This window comes from Janthinobacterium darwini (assembly GCF_051380905.1).
Classification (GTDB): domain Bacteria; phylum Pseudomonadota; class Gammaproteobacteria; order Burkholderiales; family Burkholderiaceae_D; genus Janthinobacterium.
Genome location: NZ_JBNYXX010000001.1, coordinates 382958 through 400196, shown reverse-complemented (window position 1 = coordinate 400196; position 17239 = coordinate 382958). Strand labels below are relative to the sequence as shown.

Genomic DNA, 17239 nt, shown 5'->3' with positions numbered 1-17239 from the left:
CTGTTCGTCACGACGAACGCGCCGCGCTCCTTTCAACCGAGACAAGCACCCGAGCCGACCGCCATGCGCCAGCCAGCACCTACTCCTGCCATCACCGCCACCGCCAGTTTCCAGTCCCTGCAAGCGCATAGCGCCAGCCTGCGCGACGTACATCTGCGCCAGTTATTCGCTCTAGATCCAGCGCGTTTTTCCAGCATGACAGTCGATGCGGCAGGACTGCTGCTCGATTACTCGAAGAACCGCGTCGACGCCACCGCCATGGCACTGCTGATGAACCTGGCCCGCGAGCGCGGCGTGGAAGCGCAGCGTGAAGCGATGTTTACGGGCGAGAAAATCAATCTTACCGAACATCGGGCAGTTCTGCATACCGCCTTGCGCGCGCCGCGCGGCACCGCCCTGGTAGTTGATGGCCAGGATATCGATGCCGACGTGCAAGATGTGCTGCAGCGCGTGAAGGCATTTACCGACAAAGTACGCAATGGCAGCTGGCTCGGCTATACGGGCAAGCCGATTTGCGACATCGTCAACATCGGCATCGGCGGCTCGGACCTGGGACCGAAAATGGCCTGCCTGGCGCTGCGCTCCTACGCCAACCCGGGCCTGGAAATGCACTTTGTGTCCAACGTCGACGGCCACGACATGGAAGCGACCCTGTCCAAGGTTGATCCGGAAACGACCCTGTTCATCGTGGCCTCGAAAACCTTCGTCACGGCCGAAACCATGCTTAACGCCAACACGGCGCGCGCCTGGTTCTTGCTTGAAGGCGAAGAAACTGACCTGGCGCAGCACTTCGTGGCCGTCTCGACCAACACGCAAGCCATCGTCGATTTCGGCATTTCGCCAGAAAACATGTTCCCGTTCTGGGACTGGGTCGGTGGCCGCTATTCCGTCTGGTCCTCGATCGGCCTGGCCGTGGCGCTGTCCGTGGGCTTTGAGTACTTCAGCGACTTCCTGGCCGGCGCGCACGCGATGGACCAGCATTTCCGCCAGGCGCCACTGGAACAGAATATGCCCGTGGTGCTGGCCATGGTGGGCTTCTGGAACCGCCAGTTCCTCGACTGCGGCTCCGTCTCCATCGCGCCCTATCACCAGGACCTGAGCCGCTTTGCCGCCTACTTGCAACAGCTGGACATGGAAAGCAACGGCAAGCGCGTCACCAAGGATGGCGTGCCCGTCGACGTACCGACCGGCCCCGTCATCTGGGGCGATTGCGGCACGAATGCGCAGCACGCGTATTTCCAGCTGCTGCATCAGGGCACGGACATCACGCCCATCGATTTCATCGCCGCCCTGCGCGCCACGCACGATTTGCCGGGCCACCACGACGCCCTGCTGGCGAACTGCTTCGCCCAGTCGGAAGCCTTCATGACGGGCAAGACGGGCGAGGAAGTGCGCCTTGACTTGCAGGCACAAGGCTTGCCGGAAAACGAGATCGAAGCGCTGGTGCCGCACAAGACTTTCCCGGGCAACCGCCCCAGCAATACCATTTTGATGGACCAGCTGACCCCGACCACCCTGGGCGCGCTGATCGCGCTGTACGAACACAAGACCTTCGTGCAGGGCGTCTTGTGGAACGTCAACAGCTTCGACCAGTGGGGCGTGGAACTGGGCAAGGTGCTGGCCAAGAAAATCCAGGCCGAACTGACGGGCGAAGCCCGTCCCGACCACCACGACAGCTCGACCAATGGCTTGATTGCCCTGGCCAAGGCCGCCAAGGCCGCATACTAATAACGAATAACTAAACCTGCTGCGCGTCGGTTTTGTTAAGCGTTCTCCACATTAAGAATAAATGAATATTTACGAAATCAAGGTAGTCAGCGACAAAGCCATGCAAGTGGGTGAATGCCCGCTGTGGCATGGCAAGGAAGCGGCCCTGTACTGGGTCGACATCGATGGCCGCGCCGTGCACCGCGTGCATCCGGCCAGCGGCCAGCATGAGCAGTGGAGCATGCCGACGGAACCGTCGGCGCTGGCCATCAACGCCGGCGGCGGCCTGATCGTGGCCTTGCGCAGCGGCTTTGCCCACCTCGACACCAAGACGGGTAGCCTGGCGGAAATTGCCCCCGCTCCGTTCGACATGGCCACCACTCGCTTCAACGATGGCAAGGTCGACCCCGCAGGCCGCTTCTGGGTCGGCACGATTTTCGAGCCGCGCAGCGCTGATGCGGCGGAAATGTTCGTGCTGGAAAAGGGACAAGTGCGCAAGGTCTGGTCCGGCGGCATGACGGTATCGAACGGCCTGGGCTTCAGTCCTGACGGACGCACCATGTACCACTCGGATACCACTACGCACCGCATCGACCGCTTTGATTTCGACGCAGCCACGGGAGCCATTTCCGCGCCACAACCATTCCAGCGCTTTTCCACGGACAAAAAAGCGGCGGACTACGGCGGACGCCCGGATGGCGCGGCCGTCGACAGCGAAGGCAATTACTGGTCGGCCATGTTTGAAGGCGGCAAGATTCTACGCTTCGCCCCTGATGGCCATTTGCTCGGTGAAATTACCGTGCCCGTGCGCTGCCCCACCATGGTGACGTTTGGCGGCCCCGACCTGCGCACCCTGTACATCACCAGCGCCAGCCACAACCGCTCGGCCACCGAGCTTGCCGACTATCCGCTGACGGGCCACGTGCTGTCCGTGCGCGTGGACGTGGCGGGCCAGCCGGAACACCTGTATCAGGCCTAAAGTATCAGGCCCAATAATACCGGGGTCAGACCCTCAATGCCGCCAACTCAGGGGCTTGTGCTGTCGCCCCCGGGGGTCTGACCCCAGCCTTTCATTTACGCATGCGGCCGCGCAAATCAGCGGGCCAGCACCTTGCGTATCGTCTCGGCCAATTCCGCCGCTACAAACTTGGCCACATAACCATCGGCGCCCACGCCCTTGACATGGTCTTCGTTGGTCGAGCCTGTCAGCGACGAGTGGATCACCACGGGGATGTTGGAAAAGCGGCCATCGTTCTTGATGTTGCGCGTCAGGGTGAAGCCATCCATTTCCGGCATTTCCAGGTCGGTCAGCACCAGCGCGACCTTGTCTTTCGCCGTCTTGCCTTCGGTCGCCGCCTGGGCCGAGATCGCCTGCAGGCGCTCCCACGCTTCCTTGCCCGTCTTGGTCATGATGAAGGGCACGCCCATCGCTTCGAGGCCCTTTTCGATCAGCGAGCGGGCCAGCGAAGAATCGTCGGCCGCGAGGATCACGGCGCCGGCCGGCAAGCGCACTTGCGGGCCGATGCTGTTCTCGTCCACATCAGGATCACCCGACGGCAGCACGTTGCGCAGGATTTGCTCCACGTCCAGCACTTGCGCCAGGCGTGTCTTGTCCGTGTCGCCATCGAGGCGCGCGATACTCGTGACGAGTCCGCCGCCGACGCTCGATTCGGCCGACAGCACCTGATTCCATTCCAGGCGTACGATTTCATCGACCTCTTCCACGGCAAACGCCTGTGTCGAGCGGGCGAATTCCGTCACCATCAGGATCTTCAAGCCATTGCTCTTGCAGCCGACCGCCATCGGCAAGTCGATCACGGGCACGATCTGGCCACGGATATTGACCACACCCAGCATGTGCGGGTGCGAACCGGCCACCGCCGTGATGGCCGGCATTTCCATGATTTCACGGACTTTGAACACATTGATGCCGAAGAGTTCGCGGCTGGTCGAGTGATCACTGGTGCCCAGCTTGAACAGGAACAGTTCGAATTTATTATTGCCTGTCAGGCTGGTGCGTTCATCGACATCTTGCTGCATTGAATTCATTGTGTCCCCTTGAGCCGTCTTGTAAAGTTAAGTCGCCTGCCCTGATGCTGCGGGCAGTGCGGACTGCACGTCGCATGGACGTCGGATGGCGGGTTCGGGGCATGGCCGGCGCTAGCGGTGCAGTGTATATCGTACAATTTCTTACAACCAATAGTTGCTATCGATTCGAGCTTGAATTATACGGTTTTTTACTTTCCTCAAAGCTACTTTACGCTGCCAACGGCGATCCTGACAGCATTTCTTGATTTGCTTGTTGCTACAGCGCAAATGATGACGCAGAGAATTGAAAATTTCCCTGGCAACCATGGTTGCTTTGAAAAGCGCTCTGCAAGGCGTGACGGCGTACCTGCGCCAGCGAACGGCATATAATGACCATGGCGGCATCGCTGGCAGGCATACCGGGCAAAACTGCGACGACAGGGGATGGAATGTAGTAAAATTTCTTGCAATTGCCTGTTCTACGTAGTAAATTTACACCACCGATTATAGTAGCGACAGACTGGCACTTCCGGTCGGCTTCCTCCCCGCTCCGGCCCTTTTACTTTTGCGACGACACTCACTTATGGCACTTACCGATTTTGACCTGGTCCTGTTTGGCGGCAGCGGCGATTTAGCAATGCGCAAGTTGTTGCCTGCAATGTATGCGCGCGACGTCGCGAACGATTTGCCGCCGACGGCGCGCATCATCTGTGTGGGCCGCCAGGATAGCGGCCAGGATGCATTCCTGAAGATGGTAGAAACCAACTCGCGTCCCCACATCAAGGCCAGCACGCTGAACGCCGCCACCTGGAGCAAATTCTGCGCGCGCATCGTGTATGTATCGCTCAACGCCAGCGATGCGGCCACGTACGCGCCACTGGTCGAAGCGCTGCGCGGCGATGCCGACCTGACGCGCGTGTACTACCTGGCGACGCCGCCGCACTTGTTTGCCTTGATCTGCGACAACCTGGAAGACAATGGCCTGGTCACGCCGAATTCGCGCGTGGTGCTGGAAAAGCCGCTGGGCCGCGACCTCGCCAGCGCCAAGCAGATCAACGCCGAAGTGGGCAAGGTCTTCCAGGAATCGCAGATCTACCGTATCGACCATTACCTGGGCAAGGAAACCGTGCAGAACTTGCTGGCCCTGCGCTTCGGCAATATCCTGTTCGAGCCGCTGTGGCGCCGCGAATGGATTTCCGACGTGCAGATCACCATCGCCGAGAAACTGGGCGTAGGCAACCGCATGGGTTACTACGATACCTCGGGCGCCCTGCGCGACATGCTGCAAAACCACTTGCTGCAACTGCTGTGCATCGTCGCCATGGAACCGCCGACCTCGATCGCGCCGGACGCCGTACGCGATGAAAAGCTGCAAGTGTTGCGCTCGCTGAAAAAATTCACGCCCACCACCCTGGCGCAAAACATCGTGCGCGGCCAGTACCGTGCCGGCCACGTGGACGGCGTCACCGTGCCGAGCTACCGCGACGAGCCGGATGCACCCGAGCATTCGCGCACCGAAACCTTTGTCGCGCTGAAGGCGGAAATCGATACCTGGCGCTGGGCCGGCGTGCCGTTCTACCTGCGCACGGGCAAACGCATGGCCGACAGCCTGGCCGAAATCGTCGTGCGCTTCAAGCAGATCCCGCACTCGATCTTCAACCAGCCGACGTCCAGCTTCCAGCCGAACTGCCTGGTGATCCGTTTGCAGCCGGACGAAGGCTTGCGCATGAATTTGATGGCAAAAACCCCGGGCGACGGCATGCGCTTGAAACCGGCGGAACTGGAACTCGATTTCCGCGAATCGTTCAAGACACCGCGCATGGATGCCTACGAGCGCCTGCTGCTCGACGTCCTGCGCGGCCAGCTGACCCTGTTCATGCGCGGCGACGAACTGGAAGCGGCCTGGGAATGGGTCGAACCGATCCTCGACAACTGGGAACAGAACGACAGCGCGCCGATTCCGTACACGGCCGGCACCTGGGGCCCGGCCGCGGCCAGCGCCCTGATCGGCCGCGATGGCTTGCAGTGGCGTGAAGAAGCATTACCTGAGGATTAACAGGCAAGACAAGGGCCTGCCCTCATATGGGCAGGCCATTTATCTATTATCCCCACACTCCTGAACACCTACCAGAAGACTACCCTGATGCTGCTTGATTCCATCCGCACCCAGCTCGATTCGCTCTCCAAGTCGGAGAAGAAGGTCGCGCTGGCCGTGCTTGACCAGCCTAACCAGACGGTCAGCCAGAACATCACGGCGCTGGCGAAAAGCGCGCAGGTGTCGGAGCCGACCGTGGTGCGCTTTTGCCGCACCCTGGGCTACGACGGCTGGCATGAATTCAAGCTGAAGCTGGCGCAGGGCCTGGCCCTGGCCATGCCGGGCGCGAACGAGCAGCCGGCGCAGGACGACCTGGCGGCCGACCTGGTGAATAAAATCTGCAGCCGCTCGATCAATACCCTGCTCGACCTGCGCAACAACCTGAACCCGGAAGCGATCCAGCGCGCGCTCGACATCCTGTCGCGCGCCAGCAAGATCGAATTCTATGGCCAGGGCACGTCGGGCATCGTGGCGGCCGACGCGCAGCACAAGTTCTTCCGCTCGGGCGTGCCGACGGTGGCCTACAGCGATCCGAACATCCACAGCATCGCCGCAGCCCTGCTGCGCGGCGGCGACTGTCTGGTGGCTATCTCGCAGCGCGGCAACAGCCCTGCCCTGGTGCGTTCCGTGAAACTGGCGCGCCGCGGCGGCGCCGACGTCGTCGTGCTGGCCCCATCGGGTACGCCGCTGGCCGACCTGGCGACGGTCCTGATCCCGATCGACCTGGTCTTCAACACCGACCCCTACACCCCGATTTCAGCCCGCCTGGCCTACTTGGTGGTGATCGACGTGCTGGCCGTGGGTCTGGCCCTGCAGCGTGGACCTGAATTCCGCAAGAAGATGCAGAATGCGCAAAAAGCGCTGCAAGAGTTTGATATGCAGTTCGACTCCTTCATCGGTTGATCCCCTGCCGGCGCCAGCCTCGCTGACCGGCGCAGCCGCTTTGCCCGTCCCTCATTCCAGATGCGCCTTGCGGGGGATGCCATAGAAAGGATTCTCAATTTCCTGCCTGCAGAACTGCCCCTGTGGAAGGCGCGTGGCATGCAATTTCACCTCTGCGGCAGCAAGCGGCGTATCCGTCTTGAATGTTCCCAGCCGTGCCTGAACCGTACCATCGGCAAGAAAGTGCAAGAGCACGGCGGTCGGGCGGTCGGGACCTGTCGCGGGAAGAATGTCAACAATGGCCTGGCACCAGCGGCTGCCAGGGGAACTCTGCCTGGAAGTGCGCTCATCATAAGAAATACTCGATTTTCCATCGTGGTAGCTCGTATCGAACACCACGCTCCACACCACACGCACTCTCAGCGGCTTGTCGACCGGTCGGTCCCAGCTTAAACAGCAATTGCCACTGCTGACGGCAACTTTTTCACCATTATCGAGTTCCCTCCCGCTTGCGTCGCGAAAAAAAATGGAGCCGCCGCTGGGCGCGTCATCGATATTGAAGGGTAGCGAGATTTCCTTGTACGCAATGGAATACAGGTCGAAAGGCGTGTAGTTATAGGAGGTGGTCGTGAAAGTTTGCTCACTTAACTCTGCTTGCAATCGATCGTCGTTCTCCCTGGCATTGCAGGCGGCCAGAATGGCCAGGGACAAGATGATGAGGATGATTTTTTTCATGATCAGAAAAATGTAAAAAACAGACAAGTCCTGGCAATTATGCGTCCATTTTCAAAAAACAAGATTCAATTAAGCAAGCAGGACCTGGGCTAAGACAATAGTGGATCCCCACATGCAATGGATTCGGTACAATACTCCGGCAAGCCCTTTCACTCTTTCCCGTGCAGCCATGAACCAACTCGAACAACTGAAGCAATTTACTACCGTGGTGGCCGACACCGGCGACTTCCAATCGATCCAGGCCTACACGCCGCGCGACGCGACGACGAATCCTTCGCTGATCCTGAAGGCCGTGCAGAAGGATGAATACAAGCCGCTGCTGGAAAAGGCCGTGCGCGACCATCCGAACGCCTCTACCGCCGAGATCATCGACCGCCTCTTGATCGCGTTTGGCGTGGAAATCCTGCAAACCATCCCCGGCCGCGTCTCCACCGAAGTCGATGCGCGCCTGTCGTTCGACACGGAAGGCACGGTGGCCAAGGGCCGCGACCTGATCGCCCTGTATTCAAACGCGGGCATTGCCCGCGAACGGGTGCTGATCAAGATCGCCTCCACCTGGGAAGGCATCCGCGCCGCCGCCATCCTCGAAAAGGAAGGTATCCGCTGCAACATGACCCTGCTGTTCTCGCTGGCCCAGGCCATCGCCTGCGCCGAAGCGGGCGCGCAGCTCATTTCTCCCTTCGTCGGCCGCATCTACGACTGGTACAAGAAATCAACGGGTATCGATTACATGGGCGCGGAAGACCCGGGCGTGCAGTCGGTCCGGCGCATCTACAATTACTACCGCAAGTTCGGCTACAAGACCGAGGTGATGGGCGCAAGCTTCCGCAACACCTCGCAAATCCTCGAACTGGCCGGCTGCGACCTGCTCACCATCAGCCCCGACCTGCTGCAAAAGCTGGCCGACAGCGATGCGCCGGTGGAGCGCAAGCTGAGCGCCGAAGCGGCGCCATCGACCAACATCGTGCAAATGTCGCTGAACGAAGAAGCCTTCCGCTTCATGATGAATGAAGACGCGATGGCGACGGAAAAACTGGCCGAAGGCATCCGCGCCTTCTGCGTCGATTCCGGCAAACTGAAACAGATGATCGCGGCGCTGCGCTAATCACAAGGCGCGAAAAAAAGCGGCGTCCGTGCAGTGCACGGCGCCGCTTTTTTACATGGCAGCGCGCTCAGGCCCAATGGCGCTACAATAAACCACTGCCACCAGCCGCCCACGCATGTCTCTTACTTCATCCGCCATCACCATCCGCCTGGGCCGCCGCGCCCGGGCGCGCATCGCCGAAAATGGCATGCGCGCGCTTGACGTCGCCATCGTCCCTGCCGCCGCAGGCGGGCCGAAAGGCTTGATCCTGCACCAGCTCGATTGCTGGCTGTTCGGCAACTTCCTGGCGCAGGCGCCGCGTCCGCGCCATTTCGTCGGCGCCTCGATCGGCGCCTGGCGCATGGCTGCCGCCGTATTCCCCGACCCGGTCGCCGCGCAGCGCCGCCTGGTGCGCGAATACGTGGGCCAGCGCTATCCCGACAAACCCGATGCCGCGCACGTCAGCCGCACTTGCCGCGCCCTGCTCGACGCCGTCCTCGATGGCCAGGATGCGCTGCTGCAGCACGAGCACCACAGCCTGTCGGTGCTGGCCGTGCGCGGCATCGGCGCGCTGGCGCAGCCGGGCAAATGGCGCGACCGGCGCGGCTTCCTGCTGGCTGCCGCTGGCAATGCCGTGGCGCGCGCGCGTCTGGCCACCTCGCTGGAACGCGCGGTGTTCCATGCCGGGCCCGATGGCGCCAGCTGGCTGCGCTCGCGCTTCGACGCCTTTCATTCCCATTTCGTGCCGCTGGCGCAGGACAACCTGCGCGACGCGCTGCTGGCCTCCGGCTCCATCCCGCTGGTACTCGACGCCGTAACGGACATCGCCGGCGCGCCGCCCGGGCGCTACTGGGACGGCGGCCTGGTCGACTATCATCTGCACCTGCCGTACCAGCGCGAACCGGACCTGGTGCTGTACCCGCACTTTGCCGACCATATCGTGCCTGGCTGGCTGGACAAGGCCATGCCGTGGCGCCGCGCGCGCAGCGGCGATAGCGCGCTCGACAACATGATCCTCGTCTCGCCCTCGCCTGCCTTCGTAGCCAGCTTGCCCAACGGCAAACTGCCGGACCGGCGCGACTTCCCCCATTACGGGCAAGACCACGCGGCACGCATGCGCGACTGGCGCTGCGCCATCGCGGAAAGCGAGCGCATGGCGGCGGCCTTCGCCCGCTGGGCAGAGCAGCCGGACTTGCGCCAGGCGGGCAATCTGTAGCACGGGCGTGGCTGCAACAGTCAGCAAAACAGCTTCTTTTTTCGCTTACCTCTTGGTCACTTATCAGTGCATACTATGTCGCACAGGCAACTTAAATCCCTCTGCGACAGGAGTTACGACCATGCACGCCCTCTCCCACCTTCGTATCGGCACCCGCCTGGCTGCAGGCTTCGCGCTGGTGCTGCTGCTGTCCGTGATTTCCACCTCGTACGCGCTGTACAGTGCCAGCGTGAATGCCGAAGCGACGCGGCAAATGATGGAAAAACCGCTGGCCAAGGAACGCCTCGTGTCGGACTGGTACGTGCTGATTTACTCGGCCATCGCGCGCACCTCGATGATCGCCCGGAGCACGGACGAAACCCTGTCGAGCGTGTTTGCCGAGACCATCGCCGACAGCACCAAGCAAGGCAGCGAGCTGCTGAAGAAAATCGAGGCGCTGCTCGACAGCGACGAGGAAAAGAGCATTTTCAAGGCGTCCATTGCCGAGCGCATCAAGTACCAGGATGCCAAGACCCTGGTGATGAATGCGCGCAAGGCCGGCAACGCGGCCCAGGCGGAAAGCACCTACCGCGACAGCTTCGCGCCGGCCGCCGCCAAGTACCAGAACAACGTCAAGGCCCTGCTGGCGCAGCAGCGCCAGGCCATCGACGCCACGGCGCACGCCATTGAGGTAGCCAACGGGCGCAGCTTCACCCTGCTGCTGACCTTGTGCGCGCTCGTGGTGGCGCTGGGCAGCGTCTGCGCCTGGCTGATCACGCGCTCGATCACGCAACCGTTGAAGGCCGCAGTGAAGGTGGCGGAAACGGTAGCCGACGGCGACTTGCGCACGCAGTTCGGCAAGCCTGCCAGCGATGAAATCGGCGACCTGATGCGCGCGCTGCACGGCATGAACGAGGCACTGCGCAAGGTGGTGTCGGAAGTGCAAACGGGTACCAACGCGATCGCCACGGCGTCGGGCGAAATCGCCGCCGGCAACCAGGATTTGTCGGCGCGCACGGAGCAACAAGCCAGTTCGCTGGAAGAGACGGCGTCGTCAATGGAAGAATTGACCAGCACCGTGAAGCAGAATGCGGACAATGCACGCCAGGCGAACCAGATGGCAGTCGCCGCTTCGGGTGTGGCCGAACGGGGCGGCAGCATCGTCAGCCAGGTGGTCGATACCATGGGCGCCATCGACACGGCGTCGACGAAAATCGTCGACATCATCGGCGTCATCGACGGGATCGCCTTCCAGACGAATATCCTGGCATTGAACGCGGCCGTCGAAGCGGCGCGCGCGGGCGAACAGGGGCGCGGCTTTGCCGTCGTGGCCACGGAAGTACGCAGCCTGGCGCAGCGCTCGGCTGCTGCGGCGCGCGAAATCAAGACCCTGATCGGCGATTCGGTGGAACAGGTCAACAACGGCACGCGGCTGGTACAACAGGCTGGCAGCACCATGAGCGAAGTGGTCGACAGCGTGCGCCGTGTCACCGACATCATGGCCGAGATCACCGCCGCCAGCGCAGAGCAAAGCATGGGCATTGATCAGGTCAACCAGGCCATCGCGCAGATGGATCAGGTGACGCAGCAAAATGCGGCCCTGGTGGAAGAAGCGGCGGCGGCGGCCGAGAGCATGCAGGACCAGGCGGCGCGCCTGGCGCAAGTGGCGGCCGGCTTCCAGCTCGAACACGTGGCCACGGCAGCGCCGTTACGCACTGCACGGCCGCTCAAGGCCGCCATTGCCACTACACAAAAACTCGCGCAGCGCCCGCCCCAGGCCACGGCCAGCAAACCGGCAGCGCCCAAGGCGGCCAGTGCCGCGGCGCGCAAAACGCCATCGCACGTCGCCGGCGACCAGGATTGGGAAGAGTTTTAAGCCCGGCTTCAAGCGCCGTGCCGGCGGCGGCAAGGCGCCTGAAACTATTTGACAGCGGCGCCAGGCGCGCCGATACTGGTTTCAGGTGGGACTGGCGCGCCACCGCGACATGAGACAGCCGGCGCCTCCAGGGAGAGACCATGCGTCCCTATCTTGTTTTCGCCTCTTGCTTCAAGCGCCTGGGCGCCGCCCTGCTCTGTGGCGCTTTGGCGGCCTGCAGCGTCGCACCGCCCGCCAGCCTGCCCCCCATCTTCAACGACAGCGATTTTGCGCCGGCCGCCGCCATCGACGCCAGCCAGGTCTTTGCCATCGACGAGACCATGCGCCAGTATGTGCGCACGCAAGTGCGGCGCGAGGCGCGCAACAAGAATGACCGCGCGGCCCTGTATGACGCCCTGTACGACAAGAGCAGGCTGAAACTCGAGTACGATGCGGCCATGACGCGCAATGCGCGCGAAACGTTCTCCGCACGCCAGGGCAACTGCCTGTCGCTGGTGATCATGACGGCGGCGCTGGCACATGAAATGGGCTTGCAGGTGCGCTACCAGGAGGTGCTCGGTGAAGAAAGCTGGAGCCGCAGCGGCGACATGTATTTTGTCGCCGGCCACGTCAACCTGGTGCTGGGCCAGCGGCTGGACGACACATCCGGCAGGTACGATGCCAAGGGCGTGATGGTGATCGATTTCCTGCCGTCCGCGGAGATGGGCGGCTACCGCACGCGAGAACTCGACGAAGTGACCGTGCTCGCCATGTACATGAACAACCGCGCTGCGGAAACCATGAGTGAAGGCCAGCTGGACCAGGCGTATTGGTGGGCCCGGGCAGCGCTGCTGCAGGACCCCTCGTACAGCGGCGCCTACAACACCCTGGGCGTAATCCAGTTCCGCCATGGCGACCTGGCGCAAGCACGGCGCACTTTCGCCCATGCGCTGACGCGCACGCCGGACAACACGGTGCTGCTGTCGAACCTGGCCCAAGCGCTGGAAGCGGCCGGCCTGCCGGATGAAGCGCTGCCGCTGCGCCGGCGCCTGCTGGCGCTGCAGCCGCAACCGCCTTTCCATTACTTCAACCTGGGCAAGGCGGCCATGCAGAAAAACGATTACGTGCGGGCGATACAGCTGTTTTCACGTGAAATCGCGCGCGACCCGTACTACCACGAATTCCACTTCTGGCTGGCGCAAGCCTATGCGCGCCTGGGCCAGCTGGAGCAGGCCGGCAAGCAGCTGGAACTAGCGATGAGCAACAGCACCACACGCAGCGACCACACTCTCTATGCGGCCAAGCTGCAGCGCCTGCGCGCCGTCCCCACGCATTAATCTTCCAAAAACATCTGCTGCAGGTCATTCAGGAAGCACAAGCCCAGCTCCGTCGGACGGATGACCTGATGGTCGCGGTACAGCAAGCCCTTCGCTTCGGCCGCATTCAGCGGCTGCTCGATGGCGTTGATGGCCAGGCCTGTGCGCTCGGCGAACAGGTTGGGCGAGAAACCCTGCGTCAGGCGCAAGGTGTTGAGCATGAATTCAAAACCCATCTCCTCGCGCGCCAGTTCGCGCTCTTCCTGCACCGGCGCGCCGGCCAGTACCGCGTCCATGTAGGCGCGCGGCTGCTTGTAGCGGGCCTGGCGCAGGACGCGGTGCGGAAACGATATCTTCGAATGCGCGCCGGCGCCGATGCCCAGGTAGTCGCCAAACTCCCAATAATTGCGGTTGTGGCGGGCCTGACGGCCCGGCTGCGCGTAGGCCGACACTTCGTAACGGCCATAGCCGGCCTGGGCCGCGCGCGCGGCCACCATGTCGGCAATGTCGGCGCTCTCGTCATCGTCCGGCAGCACGGGCGGATACTTGGCGAACAGGGTGTTGGGTTCGAGCGTCAGGTGGTACAGCGACAAATGCGGCGGCGCGAACGACAGCGCCGTTTCCAGGTCCTGCTGCGCTTCGGCCAGCGTTTGCGTGGGCAGCGCGTACATCAGGTCGAGATTGAAATTGTCGAAGTTGGCGTGCGCGATGTCCACCGCGCGGCGCGCTTCATTATCGTCATGGATGCGGCCCAGCGCCTGCAAATGGCGGCCATTGAAGCTCTGGATGCCGATCGACAGGCGGTTGATGCCGCTGGCCCGGTAGGACTTGAATTTTTCCGTCTCAAAGGTACCCGGATTGGCTTCCATGGTGATTTCGCAATCGGGTTCCAATGGCAGCAAGGTGCGCACGTCCGACATCAGGCGGTCCAGCCCCGCCGCCGACATCAGGCTGGGCGTGCCGCCGCCGATGAAAATGGTGTGGATCTTGCGGCCCCAGATCAGCGGCAGCGCCATTTCCAGGTCCAGGCGCAGGGCCGCCAGGTATTCATCTTCCGGAAAGCTGCCACGCACCTCGTGCGAATTGAAATCGCAATACGGGCATTTTTTCACGCACCACGGGAAATGGACGTACAGCGATAGCGGCGGCAGGGCCGTCAGGTTCAGCGCGCCCGGCTGCAGATACTTCAGCGCAGCTCCTGCCGCGCCGGAAATACCCTCCTGCGGCACGGGCGAGGGGCCGGATTTCACTGCTGATTTGGCAACAGCGCCCACCAGTTTGATCGGAATCATCGCAGGGTCCGCAGCTTGTCAACCAGCGCGCGCAGGGCCTGGCCCCGGTGCGACAGCGCGTTCTTTTCATCGGACGTCAGTTCGGCCGCGCACTTGCCCAGCGCAGGAAGATAGAAATGCGGATCGTAGCCGAAGCCGCCCTGGCCGCGCGGTGTGGCGATCATCTCGCCATTCCAGCGGCCGTCGGCGATCACCGGTTGCGGGTCGTCCGCATGGCGCACATAGACCAGCACGCAGTAGTAATACGCGGACTTGTCGGCATGCGCATCGAGGTCGGCAATCAGCTTGGCGCTGTTGGCGGCGTCCGATTTCGGCTCGCCAGCATAGCGGGCCGAATACACGCCGGGGGCGCCGCCGAGCGCGTTGACGCATACGCCGGAATCATCGGCCAGCGCCGGCAAGCCAGTCAGGCGGGAAGCGTGGCGCGCCTTTTGCAAGGCGTTTTCCACGAAGGTGTGGAACGGTTCGTCGCTTTCCGGCACGGCGTACTCGCCTTGGGCGTGGACGGAAAAACCGATGGTCGAGAGCAGCACATTGAATTCCTTGAGCTTGCCGGCGTTGTTGGAGGCGAGAATGAGGCGTTGGGTCATGTCAGTAGTCCGATTGAAGTGCCGACATTGTAAACCTTTTGCGCTCCCCTCACCTTGGCCCACTACCGCGCTCAACGGCGGCAGGTGTGGGCTTTTTGCCCGGCGCGGCGGGCGACAGGATGTAAATCCAGGTAAAGATTAAAGGCCGAGCGCCTGCTTCTGCATGACGATCAGGTCGGCGATGCCACCCTGCGCCAGATCCAGCAAACGGTTCATGCCGGCGCGGTCAAAGGCGGCGCCTTCGGCCGTGCCCTGCACTTCGATGAAGTGACCCGCTTCCGTCATCACCACGTTCATGTCCGTGTCGCAGCCCGAGTCTTCCACATAGTCCAGGTCCAGCACCGGCATGCCCTGATAGACGCCCACGGAGATGGCGGCGACGAAGCTTTTCACCGGGATGGCGGCGATGGCGCCGCGCGCCTGCAGTTGGGAAAACGCATCATACGCGGCCACCATGGCGCCGGTAATCGAGGCCGTGCGCGTGCCGCCATCGGCCTGGATGACGTCGCAATCGAGGTGCAGGGTGCGTTCGCCGAAGGCTTGCAGATCAAAGGCGGCGCGCAGCGAGCGGCCGATCAGGCGCTGGATTTCCTGCGTGCGGCCGGACTGCTTGCCGCGCGCCGCTTCGCGATCCATGCGTGTGTGCGTCGAGCGTGGCAGCATGCCGTACTCGGCCGTCAACCAGCCCTGCCCCTTACCTTTCAGGAAACCCGGCACCTTGTCTTCGATGCTGGCGGTGCAGATGACCTTGGTGTCGCCGCACTCGATCAGCACCGAGCCTTCGGCATGCTTGGTGTACTGGCGGGTGATGCGGATGGCGCGCAGCGCGTCGACGGAGCGGCCGCTCGGGCGGGATTCAAATGTCATGGGGGTATCCTGTGTGATTGGAGTTGCGGCAGCGATTTTACCACCGCGGCGCCATGACACGGCGCCTGGCGGCATGCGCACAAGATCCATACAATCCTGCCCCGCCAAACACAATTTTCTTTACAATGCCGTAAAACGCACACTATTCAGCAATTTTCAGGCCATCGCACTCTTCGGTCCTGTTTTGCGGCGCGGACGGTATTGCCTGCGCTGCCTGATTAAGTGTATAAGTGACTGTATATAAGACCAAATCGGGGAATCCTTTGAGCATTTCAAGCATGACAGGCTACGCGGTTGCCACCAGCGAAGGTGCTGCAGGCACACTGACAATTGAAATCAAGAGCGTCAACTCGCGCTTTCTCGACCTGCAATTCCGCATCAACGACGATCTGCGGGCGCTGGAGCCTGACTTGCGCGCCGCCGTCATGTCCGCCATCACGCGCGGCAAAGTCGAGGTACGCCTGAGCTTTGGCCGCAAGGCCGCGACGGCCGGCACGCAGGCGCTGAACCTGCCCCTACTGGCCGAACTGGCGCGCCTGCAAAACGAAGTGGGCCAGCATTTTGTCTCCGCCCCCGTCATGACGGTGGCCGAACTGCTGCGCTGGCCAGGCATCATCGAAGAAGCGCAAGTGGGGCAAGAGTCATTGCAGGCGGACGTAGGCGCGCTGACCAAACGCACCGTGGCTGCCTTCGTCGACAGCCGCAAGCGCGAAGGCGCGGCGCTCGAAGCGGTGCTGGTGTCGCGCATCGAAGCGATGGAAGCCATCGTCAAGCGCATCACCCCCTTGATACCGCAGGTGGTAGCGGCCTTCCAGCAAAAAGCCATCGAACGCATGCAGGACGCGCTGGGCCTGGCCAGCCAGGGATCGAATTCGGCCCTGTCGCGCCAGGACGCCATGGAGCGCATCCGCCAGGAAGTCATTTTGTATGGCATCCGCATCGACGTCTCGGAAGAACTGGCGCGCCTGTCGGCCCACCTGGGCGAAACGCGCCACATCCTCACCAAGGGCGGGCAAGTGGGCAAGCGACTCGACTTCATGATGCAGGAACTGAACCGCGAAGCCAACACGCTGGGCGCCAAGGCGTCCGTCAAGGAACTGGCCGATGCCTCGATGGACTTGAAGCTGCTGATCGAGCAGATGCGCGAACAGGTGCAGAACCTGGAATAATCCCCCGGCTTCAGGCCAGGCGCGTTGCGGCGCGCCCCCTGTCGCTGGCGGCGATGACGACGCAGGCCACAAACAGCACGATGCTGTATTCCACGCCGCCAGCGCCATGTTCGCCCACGAACCATCCCTTGGCCGCATGCACGATGACGATGCCGCCGACGCAGATCACCATCAGCCCAGCCGCCGCCCAGCGCGTGTATTTGCCGACGATGAGCAAACTGCCGCAAACGATCTCGACAACAGTAATCGCCCACACCACGGCCAGGCCGTAGATGAATCCCTTGTCTTCCAGGAAGCCGGCAAAACGGGGGATCGTGCCGTTGGCAATGCGCGTAATGGCGTGCGCCATGAACATCACGGCAATGGCCACGCGCAGCAAGAGCATGGCCTGGGCAGCACTGAGGAAGGGGAAATTTTTCATGCG

General features: G+C 62.3%; 15 protein-coding genes. 9 read left to right on the top strand and 6 right to left on the bottom strand.

Annotated features, from left to right (window positions below; all coding sequences use genetic code 11):
- The first annotated feature begins 63 nt into the window (after positions 1 to 63).
- Positions 64 to 1728, top strand: coding sequence for a glucose-6-phosphate isomerase (gene pgi, locus ACQ4WZ_RS01825; protein WP_436572432.1), 1665 nt, complete (start codon positions 64 to 66; stop codon positions 1726 to 1728).
- A 61-nt stretch (positions 1729 to 1789) separates the two neighbouring features.
- Complete coding sequence (locus ACQ4WZ_RS01820) at positions 1790 to 2686, top strand: SMP-30/gluconolactonase/LRE family protein (RefSeq protein WP_436572431.1); 897 nt, start codon at positions 1790 to 1792, stop codon at positions 2684 to 2686.
- 116 nt (positions 2687 to 2802) lie between these two features.
- Here ACQ4WZ_RS01820 and ACQ4WZ_RS01815 read toward each other — a convergent pair whose 3' ends face one another.
- Positions 2803 to 3756 (bottom strand): chemotaxis protein, encoded by a 954-nt coding sequence (locus ACQ4WZ_RS01815; protein ID WP_099379036.1) that lies wholly within the window; start codon positions 3754 to 3756, stop codon positions 2803 to 2805.
- A gap of 562 nt (positions 3757 to 4318) precedes the next feature.
- On the opposite strand from ACQ4WZ_RS01815, the gene zwf reads away from it, so the two are divergent.
- Both zwf and ACQ4WZ_RS01805 read left to right on the top strand, forming a co-directional pair.
- Positions 4319 to 5791 (top strand): glucose-6-phosphate dehydrogenase, encoded by a 1473-nt coding sequence (gene zwf, locus ACQ4WZ_RS01810; RefSeq protein ID WP_101482368.1) that lies wholly within the window; start codon positions 4319 to 4321, stop codon positions 5789 to 5791.
- A gap of 87 nt (positions 5792 to 5878) precedes the next feature.
- Positions 5879 to 6733: an SIS domain-containing protein gene (locus tag ACQ4WZ_RS01805; RefSeq protein WP_034750862.1), complete on the top strand. Its 855-nt coding sequence runs from the start codon at positions 5879 to 5881 to the stop codon at positions 6731 to 6733.
- Positions 6734 to 6784: 51 nt separating this feature from the next.
- On the opposite strand, the gene ACQ4WZ_RS01800 is transcribed toward ACQ4WZ_RS01805, so the two are convergent.
- The gene (locus ACQ4WZ_RS01800) at positions 6785 to 7447 is read right to left on the bottom strand and encodes a lipoprotein (RefSeq protein ID WP_133989821.1); all 663 of its coding nucleotides are present in this window, start codon (positions 7445 to 7447) and stop codon (positions 6785 to 6787) included.
- 169 nt (positions 7448 to 7616) lie between these two features.
- Here ACQ4WZ_RS01800 and tal point away from each other — a divergent pair, with 169 nt between their 5' ends.
- From tal to ACQ4WZ_RS01780, 4 genes are all read left to right on the top strand, one after another.
- On the top strand, positions 7617 to 8552 hold the full coding sequence (gene tal, locus ACQ4WZ_RS01795; protein ID WP_086146874.1) for a transaldolase: 936 nt from the start codon (positions 7617 to 7619) through the stop codon (positions 8550 to 8552).
- Between the two features lie 115 nt (positions 8553 to 8667).
- Positions 8668 to 9747, top strand: a complete 1080-nt coding sequence (locus ACQ4WZ_RS01790; RefSeq protein ID WP_436572430.1) for a patatin-like phospholipase family protein — start codon at positions 8668 to 8670, stop codon at positions 9745 to 9747.
- Between the two features lie 121 nt (positions 9748 to 9868).
- Positions 9869 to 11602: a methyl-accepting chemotaxis protein gene (locus ACQ4WZ_RS01785; protein WP_133989817.1), complete on the top strand. Its 1734-nt coding sequence runs from the start codon at positions 9869 to 9871 to the stop codon at positions 11600 to 11602.
- Between the two features lie 140 nt (positions 11603 to 11742).
- Positions 11743 to 12918 (top strand): tetratricopeptide repeat protein, encoded by a 1176-nt coding sequence (locus ACQ4WZ_RS01780; RefSeq protein WP_436572429.1) that lies wholly within the window; start codon positions 11743 to 11745, stop codon positions 12916 to 12918.
- On the opposite strand, the gene hemW is transcribed toward ACQ4WZ_RS01780, so the two are convergent.
- The 3 genes from hemW to rph form a co-directional block, all read right to left on the bottom strand.
- Positions 12915 to 14189, bottom strand: coding sequence for a radical SAM family heme chaperone HemW (gene hemW, locus ACQ4WZ_RS01775; protein ID WP_436572428.1), 1275 nt, complete (start codon positions 14187 to 14189; stop codon positions 12915 to 12917). The genes ACQ4WZ_RS01780 and hemW overlap by 4 nt on opposite strands.
- Positions 14186 to 14779, bottom strand: a complete 594-nt coding sequence (rdgB, locus tag ACQ4WZ_RS01770) for an RdgB/HAM1 family non-canonical purine NTP pyrophosphatase (RefSeq protein ID WP_436572427.1) — start codon at positions 14777 to 14779, stop codon at positions 14186 to 14188. Before rdgB ends, hemW begins: the two co-directional genes overlap by 4 nt.
- Before the next feature lie 138 nt (positions 14780 to 14917).
- Positions 14918 to 15646, bottom strand: a complete 729-nt coding sequence (rph, locus tag ACQ4WZ_RS01765) for a ribonuclease PH (RefSeq protein ID WP_101482375.1) — start codon at positions 15644 to 15646, stop codon at positions 14918 to 14920.
- Between the two features lie 278 nt (positions 15647 to 15924).
- Between rph and ACQ4WZ_RS01760 the strand changes: the two genes are divergently transcribed.
- Entirely contained in the window at positions 15925 to 16815 is an 891-nt protein-coding gene (locus ACQ4WZ_RS01760) for a YicC/YloC family endoribonuclease (protein WP_034787070.1), read from the top strand.
- A gap of 10 nt (positions 16816 to 16825) precedes the next feature.
- On the opposite strand, the gene ACQ4WZ_RS01755 is transcribed toward ACQ4WZ_RS01760, so the two are convergent.
- Entirely contained in the window at positions 16826 to 17236 is a 411-nt protein-coding gene (locus ACQ4WZ_RS01755; protein WP_436572426.1) for a DoxX family protein, read from the bottom strand.
- Between the last annotated feature and the right edge of the window lie 3 nt (positions 17237 to 17239).